We start from the raw sequence: 12085 nt of genomic DNA on the forward strand, positions 1-12085 counted from the left end.
CCTAATTGACGGCCAAGCCCAGGATGCGTAGTTGCTGGTGAACGATGCTGATCATGATATCACAGATTCGCCAAGTAGGCCCAAAACCAACATCCGCGCGAGCCGCGCCACATTCACCTTCGCGCCACATGAACCTTATCGACCGATTCCATACCGGTAAAGCGTAAGCAGCCGCGCCCCAGATAGGCAGCTGCGGCCCGGCATCGGTGTGGTCGCACCACAGGCCTAATGCGAATGCAGCGCGAATACTGCGACAATCAAACTCACCAGCAGGGTCGCGATCCCGATCACTATACCGGCGACTGCTAGGCCAAAGCCTTCTTGGCGAGTCCGCTTGACCTGCTCGAGGGCGATGGCCCCGAGCACGATGGCCACGATTGAGCCGATGCAGCACACCAACCCGGTGAACGAGGATATCAGCGAGGCGATCGCTATCACGTTCATTCCTGGTTGTGTGGCTCCGTAACTCCTCAGGTAATTCGGTGGGTATGGGTAGTAGCCCCCCGGATAGTTGTTTGAATACTCACCCGGGTGCCAAAGTGATCTAGGACTATGGCCAGTCGCAGGTGTGCAAAATTGCGGCTGTGGGTAGGGCGGCCCACCATAGCCTGGCGGTTGTCCGTATCCCGGTGGGGTGGGCGCCATGGGTTCTGGATAGTCGGTCGGAAGGTCCGATGGATAGCCTGGAAGAGCATCAGGTGGCGGATACGCCGCGGGCGGGTAATCGGCTGCGTGTGTTGGTGCGGTCGGATTCCAGGGGCCACCCCAAGCCGGCTGTCCTGGGGGCCCTGTACCGGCTGGCGGGTTCGCCTCATCGTCGTGGGCACTCTCGCCGAAGGCGTTGCCGGGAGCTGTCATGTTGTTAAACTTAGCCTATGCGTTGTGGGCGGCTATGGTCGCAAATCGGAGGCGGCAGCCGATGATTCAACTGGTTGGCGAGACAGCGTGGTGTCGGGCCGGCACTGAATCCACCACTACGGGTGCACTTTGTGTGCCGTAGGGCCTGACACTGAAAGCCCAGGGATGTCATGTTTGCTTGAAGATTATCTGCAGGTTTCTCTGGATAGTGTGGAAGCGCTCGGATGAAACGATGGTCCAGGAATGAGAGGGCAGAGAGGATGGTGAGTATCGGTTATTAGACCTTTTCCGTCTGGAAAGGTTCCTGGAGCGACGGCTGCTGGTCTCCTTGACACGCCCGGATTACCGATTTCGCCCAAAGACTGACCGATCGGGTTGTACCTGATCTGCGCCGAAGCACAGTAGGCCATTAACTATTGAAGTCATCCGAACAGCAAGTCCCGGTTCAGCAGGTGACCATTGTTGGCGTCGACCGCATGCAGGTGGAATGGGTCACTAGATCAGTTGACATGGGCGAAAGTGCTGGGTGAAGGCGTACTTAGCGACGTTTGGCCTGGTCTGTTTATCGGGTTGGTGTTGGGCTTCTGGTAGTCCTAATCCGTGGGGGGCGTAGGCCACTGGTTTGGTTACCAGCGTGTTTTTTGGGGTTGATAACCTCCGGTGTTATCTACGCAATGGTCCGTGGTACAAGGAATTTCAGTTTGACTTTACACAAAATTCAGCTCGACTTTACAATTTAGTGGCTGGCTGCTACGACGTACTCTGCTATCCGCAAAATGCGGAGAAGGCGCGCGATCTGTTGGCGCACCTGGCGATCTGGCACCTTGACGGGAGGGGTTCGGTGGTGGTGAGTCGGCGCGTCCATCGAGCGGGCACGGTCGTGCTCGTAGCTTTGACTCTCACGTCGATGGTGTTGGCCTGCGGGGCAGGTGGTAACCAGCTAGTGATTAGTTTCTATACGCCTGCGAACGAGGATGCGACATTTACCGAGGTTGCCCGGCGCTGCACTGAGCAATTCGACGGCCGGTTCGCCATTCAGCATGTCAGTCTGCCAAGGTCGCCAGACGAGCAGCGATTGCAATTGGCCCGGCGACTGACTGGCAACGACCGCACCCTGGACGTGATGGCGATGGATGTGGTGTGGACCGCGGAGTTCGCTGAGGCGGGATGGACACTGCCGCTCTCTGAAGACCCGGCGGGGCTGGCTGAGCCCGATGCGATTGTCGACACTCTTCCGGGCCCACTTGCGACGGCCACTTGGAAGCGCAAATTGTATGCGGCTCCTGTCACTACTAATACCCAATTACTTTGGTACCGAGCAGATTTGGTGGACCAACCGCCAGGTGACTGGAATGGCATGGTAGCTGAGGCGGCTCGGTTGCATGCGGCCGGCGAGCCAAGCTGGATTGCCGTGCAGGCCAACCAGGGCGAGGGACTCGTGGTGTGGTTCAACACGCTGTTAGTGAGTGCGGGCGGTCAGGTGCTGTCCGAGGATGGTCACAACGTTACCTTGACCGACACACCGGAGCACCGGGCCGCCACCGTCCGTGCGCTGCGGATCCTTAAAGCGGTGGCTACCGTACCCGGAGCCGACCCGTCTATTACTCGGACCGACGAAGGCACCGCGCGGTTAGCGGTTGAGCAGGGAAAGGCCGCGCTGGAGATCAACTGGCCATTCGTGCTGGCGTCGATGCTGGAAAACGCGGTGAAGGGCGGGGTGGTTTTCCTGCCACTCGATCGGATATCCGAGTTGGCCGGCAGCATCAACAACGTCGGGACATTCGTGCCCAATGACGAACAATTTCGCATTGCTTATCAGGCTACCCGGAACGTGTTTGGTTTCGCGCCGTATCCCGGTGTGTCGCGTAGCGAGTCGGCCAAGGTGACGATCGGCGGGCTGAACTTGGCGGTGGCCAGCACCAGCCGTCATAAAGCCGAAGCGTTTGAAGCCTTAAGGTGTCTGCGCAGTGAGCAAAACCAGCAGTACCTCTCGATCGACGGGGGTCTCCCGGCAGTACGGGCTTCGCTGTACTCCGACCCGACATTCCAGGAAAAGTACCCGATGTATAACATCATTCGGCAACAGCTGACCGATGCCGCGGTGCGGCCGGCGACGCCGGCTTATCAGGCGGTGTCGATCCGGATGTCGGCCGCCCTGAATCCCATCACCGACATTGACCCGGAGCCCATGGCCGACCAGCTCGCTTCGGAAGTGCAAAAGGCCATAAACGGGAAGGGCTTGTTGCCGTGACCGCCTGCTTGCGGGGGAGAGCAGCGGCCATGACAGCGGTGGTCGGCAAGTCGTGGCACGTGCGCGCCAGCAGTGTGCAACCAGAACAGCGACTGGCGTTCCTTCTTGTTACGCCTGCGGCGATGTTGATGCTGGTGGTGACGGCTTATCCGATCGGATACGCGGTCTGGCTGAGTCTGCAACGTTACAGCCTGGCGACCCCGAACGAGACCGCTTTTATCGGTCTAGGTAACTACCAAACAATCTTGACTGACCTGTATTGGTGGACGGCGGTCGCGGTGACATTGGCGATCACTGTGGTTTCAGTGTCGATCGAATTTATTCTGGGTCTGATGCTGGCGCTGGTGATGCACCGCACCCTCCTCGGCAAAGACCTGGTGCGCATCGCGGTGCTCATCCCTTACGGCATCGTCACGGTGGTCGCGTCGTACAGTTGGTATTACGCCTGGACGCCGGGCACCGGATATTTGGCGAGCCTGCTACCGGAAGGTAGTGCGCCGTTGACCGAACAGATCCCTTCTTTGAGCATCGTCATCATCGCGGAGGTCTGGAAGACTACCCCGTTCATGTCGTTGCTGTTGCTGGTTGGGTTGGCACTGGTTCCTGAGGATTTGCTCAAAGCTGCGCAGATGGATGGCGCTGGTGCGTGGCGACGGCTGACCAAGATCATCTTGCCGATCATTAAGCCGGCGGTCGTGGTGGCGCTGTTATTCCGGACGTTGGACGCGTTCCGTATTTTCGACAATATCTATGTGTTGACCCAAGGCGCCAACAACACCGATTCGGTGTCGATCCTGGGCTATGACAACCTGTTTAAGGGATTCAACGTGGGGCTTGGCTCGGCAATCAGTGTGCTGATCTTCGGCTGTGTAGCCCTAATAGCGGTGATTTTTATCAAGGTGTTCGGCGTCGTAGCTCCCGGAGGTGACAGCAATGAGCATTGAAAAAGGAAGAGTGCCGGTAGGGGCGTGGGTGGGTGCTCGGCGTGCCACGATTTGGGTAATCATCGACACCTTCGTGGTGGGGTATGCGTTATTGCCAGTACTGTGGATTCTCAGTCTGTCACTCAAACCGGCGTCAACGGTCAAGGACGGAAAACTGATTCCGTCGTTAGTGACTTTCGACAACTACCGCGGCATCTTTCGTGGTGATCTTTTCAGCTCGGCGCTGATCAACTCCATCGGGATCGGATTGACTACCACAGTGATAGCGGTGATGTTCGGTGCGATGGCGGCCTACGCGATTGCCCGGCTGGCTTTCCCCGGCAAGCGGTTACTTGTTGGTACCACTCTGCTGATCACTATGTTCCCGGCGATCTCGTTGGTGACGCCGTTGTTCAATATCGAACGCCGGATCGGTCTGTTCGATACGTGGGTTGGGCTGATCCTGCCCTATATCACTTTCGCGTTGCCGCTTGCTATCTATACCTTGTCTGCGTTCTTCGCTGAGATCCCGTGGGATTTAGAGAAGGCCGCCAAGATGGATGGCGCCACGTCGGGTCAGGCTTTCCGTAAGGTGATTGTCCCGCTGGCGGCACCGGGCTTGGTGACTGCGGCGATTCTGGTCTTTATCTTCGCTTGGAACGATCTGCTGCTCGCGCTGTCGCTGACCGCCACTAAGGCGGCGATAACCGCCCCGGTTGCAATCACAAGCTTCACTGGCAGTTCACAGTTCGAGGAGCCGACCGGTTCGATTGCGGCTGGGGCGATTGTGATTACAGTCCCGATCATCGTCTTTGTTTGGATTTTCCAGCGACGAATTGTTGCTGGGTTAACCTCTGGTGCTGTGAAGGGATAGCTCGATGGCCGAGATTGTGCTGGAGCACGTCAACAAGAATTACCCGGACGGTGCGACGGCGGTGCGCGACCTGTCCATCACCGTCGCCGACGGGGAATTCCTCATCTTTATAGGGCCTTCCGGCTGCGGCAAGACCACAACTCTGAATATGATTGCTGGACTTGAAGATATCTCGTCGGGTGAGCTACGCATCGACGGCGAACGGATGAACGAGAAGGCGCCCAAGGACCGTGATATCGCGATGGTGTTCCAGTCTTACGCGCTTTACCCGCATATGACCGTGCGGCAGAATATCGCGTTCCCGCTGATGTTGGCCAAGGTGAAGAAGGCGGAGATCGCGCAGAAGGTTTTTGAGACTGCTAGAATCCTCGACTTGACCGATCTTCTGGATCGTAAGCCCTCGCAGTTGTCTGGCGGGCAGCGACAACGGGTTGCGATGGGCCGGGCAATCGTTCGTCACCCCAAGGCATTCTTGATGGACGAGCCGTTGTCCAACCTGGATGCCAAACTGCGGGTGCGGACGCGTGGCGAGATCGCTCGTCTGCAGCGCAAGTTGGGTATCACCACCGTCTATGTTACCCACGACCAAACTGAGGCCATGACGCTGGGAGATCGCGTGGTGGTCATGCACTCTGGTGTTGTTCAGCAGATCGGTACGTCCGATGAGCTTTATGAACGTCCGGCCAATCTCTTTGTCGCGGGGTTTATCGGTTCGCCGGCGATGAATTTCTTCCCTGCCACGTTGGGGCTGAATGGACTGACCCTGCCCTTGGGGGAACTGACCTTGTCGCGGGAAGTCCAGGCGGTGATCGGACAACACCCGGTGCCGAACAAGGTTATTGTCGGGGTGCGACCCGAGCATCTGGCCGATGCCAAGCTGATCGACGCACACCAACGCGGCACGGCGTTAACTTTCAAGGCGAAGATTGACTTGATCGAATCACTGGGAGCCGACAAATATGTCTATTTCACCACCACCACTGGTTGTGATGTGCATTCAGCCCAGTTGGACGAGTTAGCGGCCGGGTCGGAAGCACGTGAAAACAATTTCGTGGCAAGAGTTCCTGCTGAATCAAAAGTAGCCATCGGAGAGTCGATTGAGTTGGCTTTTGACACAACAAAAATAGCCGTATTCGACGCCGATTCTGGGGTGAATCTGACCACTTCTGCAATGACTGATGCGTGGTGACACAGAATCTGGCACAAATACGTGCATACCTGTGCAACATGTTCGCTGAGGTAGGTGTTTCAAGTATACTTAACTGATTCCCGTTCCGGGAGCGTGACGTTTCTGGGTACCGAACTTATCAAGATGTTGCGATTTCTTTCCGGGGCAGACGGATTGATATGCTAAGTTTCATCGAGGTGCTGGCGTTATTCGATGACTGATTCGAGCGAGATTCTAGCTGACCAATGCACAGCCCAAGTGCTTAAGTTGTGCTGTGTCTGCGTGATCTCGGGCTGGTCACCGGGGTTGGCGCGTAGCCTGGTGGTGCCGGTGGTCGACGGTGTAAGTCCTGGTCAAGGACGCGCTGATCAACCTCGGATAGCCGCTGTGGGCAACACCATCGGGGCGTTTGTTGTTCATCGTGGTGTTGTTGGGTCGCAGTAGTATTCTTTACTTGCCGATACAGCCCCATCGGGGTCTGGTGCGCTTTCTGTCGATGACTCCTATCACCAAGACCGAGGAAGTCTGGGCGTGGCTAAAGGGAACTCTGGGTGCTCAAGCTATGCGGCAAGCATGACAGACGACATGCTGGATCCGAATCGCCCTACCGCACAACCTCACTGCGGCAGGCAGCTGCGGCGCGCATTGCTGCCGGGCTACAGCCAGTTCTTGTTTCGGAATTGCCAGTAAAGGACCAGACAGACAATGGTCATTCCGGCCATTACCAACGGGTAACTCCACGTCCAGTTCAGTTCTGGCATGAAACGGAAGTTCATACCGTAGATGGCGGCGACCATGGTGGGCATAGCTACGATACCGGCCCAGGCCGCCATCTTGCGCATATCGTTGTTCTGCTGCATACCGACGCGGGCCAATGCGGCCTGTACTAGTGAATTGAGCATGTCGTCGTAGCTGGCGATTTGATCCGCTGCCTCGGTCTGGTGGTCAGCGACGTCACGCAGGTAGCGGCGCAATTCTTTGGAGATTAAGTCTTTGTTATCCGTTTGCATTCGCTGGAGTGCGGTGGAGAGCGGAGCAACACAGCGGCGAAGTTCGACGACCTCGCGCTTGATTAGGTAAATCGGCTCGATGTTAAGCTTGCGGCCGGGAGCAAACGCCACTTCTTCGATGGCGTCGATATCGTCTTCTATCAGATTGGTCACCGCTAAGTAGTGGTCTACCACGTAATCCGAGATGGCATGCATCACTGCGTACGAGCCCAGCCGCAGATGCTCGGGGTCGGTATCCATCCGCTTACGCACCTCGGACAGCGCACCATGCTCGCCGTGGCGGACCGTGACCACGAAATTCTTGCCGACGAAAATCATCACCTCGCCGGTTTCGACGATCTGGCGGGCCAACACCACCGATTCGTGCGGGACATAATTGACGGTCTTTAGGACCAGAAACAACGTGTCGTCGTAGCGCTCCAACTTGGGCCGCTGATGGGCTTGCACGGCGTCCTCGACTGCCAATGGGTGTAGCCCGAAAACGTCGGCGACGTTATGCATGTGGCTCGCTTCAGGCTCGTGTAACCCGATCCAGACGAATCCTTCGTGTCCCATCAATTCGATTTCGCGCACCTTGCTTAGCGCGGCGGTGTACGTTGTGTACTTGTCGGGCAGCCGATGGCCTCCGACATATACGCCGCAGTCGACCAAGGGTTCGGTGATTGGGGGGAAAATGGGATGTATGTGGGGCGCATACAGCCGGGGCTTTGTGACCGGTCTCAGCGCTTCAGGTAACGCATCAAATCGCGGAAACATCATAACCTCCCATCGCGGCACAGGTGTTGTTATTAGATGGTGTTTTATGGTACGCGTCCTGGCAGAACAGTGGAGGATCTTAGTGATTGCTGGATGGGTCCTAGAGAGAACTTTTTAGTATTGCTGGACCGAAATTTTCGGCCTGGTAGGGATGCGCTAGTTTCATCCAAGCTTGAAACTCATACCGAATACCTCCAGATACCTCCAGCCGAACCTTTCTCCGATAAGGAGTAACCGAAGTGAGCCCACGTCCCCTCAAGGTCGCCGTTACCGGCGCTGCCGGCCAGATCGGTTATAGCTTGTTGTTCCGCTTGGCGAGTGGCTCACTGTTGGGGCCCGACCGCCCGATCGAGCTGCGTCTGCTTGAGATTGAGCCCGCACTCAAGGCGCTCGAGGGTGTCGTGATGGAACTTGATGACTGTGCGTTCTTACTGTTGGCGGGCGTCGAGATGGGCGCGGATCCGAACAAGGTCTTCGACGGTGTCAACCTGGCCCTGCTTGTCGGTGCCCGGCCGCGCGGGCCGGGCATGGAGCGCAGCGATCTATTGGAGGCCAACGGCGCGATATTCACCGAGCAGGGCAAGGCCCTCAACGCGGTCGCTGCCGCTGACATACGCGTCGGTGTGACCGGCAATCCAGCTAACACCAATGCGCTGATCGCGATGACTAACGCGCCCGACATCCCTCGCGAGCGGTTCTCGGCACTCACCCGTCTGGACCACAACCGGGCTATTTCGCAACTAGCCACCAAGACCGGCGCCGCAGTAACCGACATCAGAAAAATGACGATTTGGGGCAACCACTCGGCCACCCAATACCCCGACGTTTTCCACGCTGAGATCGGCGGCAAGAACGCGGCCGAAGTCGTTGGCGACCAGCCTTGGATCGAGGACTACTTTATCCCGACCGTCGCCAAGCGCGGTGCCGCGATCATTGATGCACGTGGAGCCTCGTCAGCCGCTTCGGCCGCATCGGCGACCATCGATGCCGCCCGGGACTGGCTGCTGGGCACCCCTGAGGACAACTGGGTTTCGATGGCGGTGGTATCTGATGGTTCGTACGGTGTACCGGAAGGCCTGATTTCTTCGTTCCCGGTAACCACTAAGGACGGCGATTGGACGATTGTCAGGGGCTTGGGGATCGATGACTTCTCTCGCGGGCGGATCGATAAGTCGACCGCAGAGCTAGTCGACGAGCGCAAGGCGGTCAGGCAGCTCGGTCTGATCTAGGGGCGGTTCCGCGCTAGACGTCCGTTACCCGTTGTGGGCGAGACTACCGAAGGTTCCCGGTGTTCCGGTTCCGTCTCTTAGGTCGTCGTTGCTGATAAACAAGGAGCTGAACCGAGGATTGAAAGCCAGATTGAGCACTGAGGGCGTGCGGTTTCGTTGGGTGTCGGGGAAGGGCAGGTCACGACGCCCTATGACGCCAGATGTTTCAGCAGGTCCACGTAACGGGCGGTACCGGTAGTAACGACTGGTCGGCTTGGCTGGTAGCATCGGGGTTTGGATTACACCGCCGACGTCAGGCCAGGCAGCGCCTGCTTCGCTAGCTTCACCATTTCCGCTCATGTCAAGCAGTGCCTGCGTTGCCACCGACGCTGTTTCCACCGTTTTACCCCGGGGACGGCCATTGGCGCCGTTGGCGGTCAGCAGGAATCCCAGCAGTTGGGTGGGTGCATTAAACCAGGTCCAGCGCCTACTGTATCAGCATGCGACGCTCCAGGCAGCTCAACGTCCGCATAAACTGCTGCTGAAACGCCTCCCTGGCGTGCTAAACGCTTGATGGGCCTGGGCGTTCGAAGAAAACAGCGACGCGAACGTCGCCGACACCTCATCAGCGTCCGCGGCCAACAGCTTCGTGGGCGCGGCCACTGGCCGCCCCAATTAGTCTAGTCACAGCCAGTGTCGTTCCGGCGGTTTCCAAATCCGTTGCTGCCGTCGTCAACAGGTCTTGTTCCGCAATCAGATACACCACGGCGAACCTCTCAGCCGGCTAAATCGAACAATAGGGCAGGTCTAAGGGGTATCGTGATGATCCGACAGCACATTCGACGTTTCGTTCGCTTAGCCTTGCAGTACCCTCGATCCCGTGCCAAAAATCGAACTTCCGCTACAGATTGTTATCGACGACGATATCTTTCGGGCCCGCGTAGGTGGGAAGCTTTCCGTAGCGCTGAAGACTCCGTTGGATACCCAACGCGCGTTGTCGATCGCCTACACCTCGGCCTGTACCACGGGTGTGGCGCAGGTAAGTCACAAGATCGCCGCGGATCGCACCCTGGTTGCCAGTTATACCTGGGTCAACCGGTTGGTGGCCGTCGTCAGCGATGGAAGCGATGTACTCGGGCTCGGTGGTATCGGACCCGCGGCGTTGTTGCCGGTGATGGATGGTAAGTGCGTGCTGTTCAAGGCATGCCACGGGCTTAACGCGATCTCGATCGTGCTGGACACCAGGGATCTCGACAAGGTCGTAGAAACTTCTGATGCGGCTGTGCTCAACGTTCGGCGCCGTCAACCGCGAGGACATTCTTCGCGCCGCGCTGCTTCGAGATCGCACAGCGGGTTGTCGAGGCGTTGGATTGCCCGGTTATGCATGACGACCAGAACGGCACGGCGATCGTCGTGCTGGCTGCACCAATGGGCGCCAACATGCTACTCGGCCGCGGCAGATCCTCGTTGAATCTGGTGGTGCCTGGCGCCGGTACCGCAGGGGTCGTGTGCACGAATCTCCTTCTTGACATCATCGGTGTTTCAGATACTACTGTGCGCGATTTGCGTGGCATTCTGCATAACAGGTGCGATGACATGAACTGCGTCAAGTTCGATTTGACGCAATGTACCAACTCCGGCGGTTTCACCGGCGACAGGGCCGAGGTGCTTGCCGGCGCGGCTGTGTTCTTCGGGGTGTCGGCGGTCCTGGTCCCTAGGAGAATTGCTTACCGTGATGGCACCTGACGGAATCGTGTTCGTGCTGTCCAATCCGGACCCGGAGATACACCCCGGCGTTGCTGCCAAAGACGTGGCAGTGGTGATTATTGGGCGTAGTGACTTCTGCTGCCAGATCAACAACGTGCTTGTGTTTCCCGGTGTCTTTCGCGGCGCGTTGAACGCCGGAGCGCGTCGGCTCGCTGAAAAGATGATGTCGGCCGCGGCCGAGGCGATCTTCTGTGTTGCCAGTGATGACTTCGCTCTTGACCGGATTGCCTCGAGCCTATTGAACTTCCGCGTTGGGGAAGCGGGCTCCTTGGTAAAAGAAGCGTCAGAAGTCGTGAGATGAGGGTCGGCAGGCTGGCGGCGCTGCTGCTCGCCGGAGTGTTTGTTGCGGGCGGCTGCGCGAATAACACTGGTGATCGTCATCCGGAGTTGGTCGTCGGGTCCAGGCCTGATTCGGAGTCCACGCTGCTGGCCGCCATCTATGTCGCGGCTTTGCGATCGTACGGCTTTGGGGCGCGAGGTGAAACTGGCGCCGACCCGATGGCGATGCTGGATTCGGGTGGATTCACCATCGTCCCTGGATTCACCGGCAAGGTATTGCAGATCTTGCAGCCCGGCGCAGCGGTACTTTCAGCCGTTCGGGTCTACCGCGCTATGGTCTCCGCACTGCCCGAGGGCATCGCCGCCGGCGACTATACCACCGCCGCCGAAGACAAGCCCACGCTGGTCGTGACTTCGGGCACCGCGAAGGCCTGGAGTGGTAGTGACTTAAGCCTGGTGCCCAGTCACTGCAACGGGCTGGTCGTCGGGATCGTTGCCGGCACTCACACCCCTTCGGCGGTTGGCTCGTGCCGACTGCCCGCCGCGCGTGAATTTCCTGATTATTCAACTATGTTCGCCGCGTTGCGAGCCGGCCAGCTGACCGCGGGCTGGACCACAACCGCCAACCCCGACCTCCTCGCCGACCTGATTGTGCTTGCTGACGGTAAAGTCACGCTGATCCAGGCCGAGAATGTGGTGCCGCTTTATCGGCGCAACGTGCTGACGGATCGGCAAATGCTGGCCATCAACGAAGTGGCTGGCGTGCTGGACACCGCGGCTCTGATCGAGATGCGCCGCCAGGTGGCACGTGGCGCGGACTCGCAGGCGATCGCCGATAGGTGGTTGGCAGAACACCCGCTGGGCCGTTAGTTGCTGCGAGGACACGTGGTCCCGTTGTCCGTACCAACGACACGCCGTGTGCAGTACAACTGCGAGCCTTTGCGAGCTCTGCGAGAATGGCCGGTCAGCATCATCTTTTGCCGACGCGTTT

The 12085-nt window shown here is 58.3% G+C and carries 11 protein-coding genes and 2 pseudogenes; 9 read left to right on the forward strand and 4 right to left on the reverse strand.

Annotated elements, in window-relative coordinates:
- Positions 1 to 225: 225 nt before the first annotated feature.
- Positions 226 to 858: a DUF4190 domain-containing protein gene (locus MLPF_RS06920; protein WP_045842892.1), complete on the reverse strand. Its 633-nt coding sequence runs from the start codon at positions 856 to 858 to the stop codon at positions 226 to 228.
- A gap of 276 nt (positions 859 to 1134) precedes the next feature.
- Between MLPF_RS06920 and MLPF_RS06925 the strand changes: the two are divergent.
- The 6 genes and pseudogenes from MLPF_RS06925 to MLPF_RS06950 form a co-directional block, all read left to right on the forward strand.
- Positions 1135 to 1675 (forward strand): annotated as a pseudogene (locus tag MLPF_RS06925) (general stress protein); the annotation flags it as partial.
- Positions 1676 to 1699: 24 nt separating this feature from the next.
- On the forward strand, positions 1700 to 3109 hold the full coding sequence (locus MLPF_RS06930; RefSeq protein ID WP_162196910.1) for an extracellular solute-binding protein: 1410 nt from the start codon (positions 1700 to 1702) through the stop codon (positions 3107 to 3109).
- A gap of 29 nt (positions 3110 to 3138) precedes the next feature.
- Positions 3139 to 4053: a carbohydrate ABC transporter permease gene (locus tag MLPF_RS06935; protein WP_045842893.1), complete on the forward strand. Its 915-nt coding sequence runs from the start codon at positions 3139 to 3141 to the stop codon at positions 4051 to 4053.
- Between the two features lie 28 nt (positions 4054 to 4081).
- Positions 4082 to 4906, forward strand: coding sequence for a carbohydrate ABC transporter permease (locus MLPF_RS06940; RefSeq protein ID WP_156147060.1), 825 nt, complete (start codon positions 4082 to 4084; stop codon positions 4904 to 4906).
- 4 nt (positions 4907 to 4910) lie between these two features.
- Complete coding sequence (locus tag MLPF_RS06945) at positions 4911 to 6095, forward strand: ABC transporter ATP-binding protein (protein ID WP_045842894.1); 1185 nt, start codon at positions 4911 to 4913, stop codon at positions 6093 to 6095.
- Positions 6096 to 6287: 192 nt separating this feature from the next.
- Positions 6288 to 6518: a hypothetical protein gene (locus MLPF_RS06950; protein WP_045842895.1), complete on the forward strand. Its 231-nt coding sequence runs from the start codon at positions 6288 to 6290 to the stop codon at positions 6516 to 6518.
- Positions 6519 to 6730: 212 nt separating this feature from the next.
- Here MLPF_RS06950 and corA read toward each other — a convergent pair whose 3' ends face one another.
- Positions 6731 to 7840 (reverse strand): magnesium/cobalt transporter CorA, encoded by a 1110-nt coding sequence (gene corA / locus MLPF_RS06955; protein WP_045842953.1) that lies wholly within the window; start codon positions 7838 to 7840, stop codon positions 6731 to 6733.
- A 239-nt stretch (positions 7841 to 8079) separates the two neighbouring features.
- On the opposite strand from corA, the gene MLPF_RS06960 reads away from it, so the two are divergent.
- A complete protein-coding gene (locus MLPF_RS06960) occupies positions 8080 to 9069 on the forward strand; it encodes a malate dehydrogenase (protein WP_045842896.1) in 990 nt (329 codons plus the stop codon).
- 24 nt (positions 9070 to 9093) lie between these two features.
- Here the strand turns inward: MLPF_RS06960 and MLPF_RS06965 are convergent, their stop codons facing one another.
- Together MLPF_RS06965 and MLPF_RS17310 are read right to left on the reverse strand one after the other, a co-directional pair.
- Positions 9094 to 9447 carry a hypothetical protein gene (locus tag MLPF_RS06965; RefSeq protein ID WP_045842897.1) on the reverse strand — a complete coding sequence of 118 codons (354 nt, stop codon included), beginning with the start codon at positions 9445 to 9447 and terminating at the stop codon, positions 9094 to 9096.
- A 120-nt stretch (positions 9448 to 9567) separates the two neighbouring features.
- The gene (locus MLPF_RS17310) at positions 9568 to 9711 is read right to left on the reverse strand and encodes a PE family protein (RefSeq protein WP_162196907.1); all 144 of its coding nucleotides are present in this window, start codon (positions 9709 to 9711) and stop codon (positions 9568 to 9570) included.
- A 226-nt stretch (positions 9712 to 9937) separates the two neighbouring features.
- On the opposite strand from MLPF_RS17310, the pseudogene MLPF_RS06970 reads away from it, so the two are divergent.
- A pseudogene (locus MLPF_RS06970) lies at positions 9938 to 11116 on the forward strand (NAD(P)-dependent malic enzyme).
- A complete protein-coding gene (locus MLPF_RS06975; protein WP_045842898.1) occupies positions 11113 to 11964 on the forward strand; it encodes a glycine betaine ABC transporter substrate-binding protein in 852 nt (283 codons plus the stop codon). Before MLPF_RS06970 ends, MLPF_RS06975 begins: the two are co-directional and overlap by 4 nt.
- The last annotated feature ends 121 nt before the right edge of the window (positions 11965 to 12085 follow it).

Source organism: Mycobacterium lepromatosis, from assembly GCF_000975265.2.
Classification (GTDB): Bacteria; Actinomycetota; Actinomycetes; order Mycobacteriales; family Mycobacteriaceae; genus Mycobacterium; species Mycobacterium lepromatosis.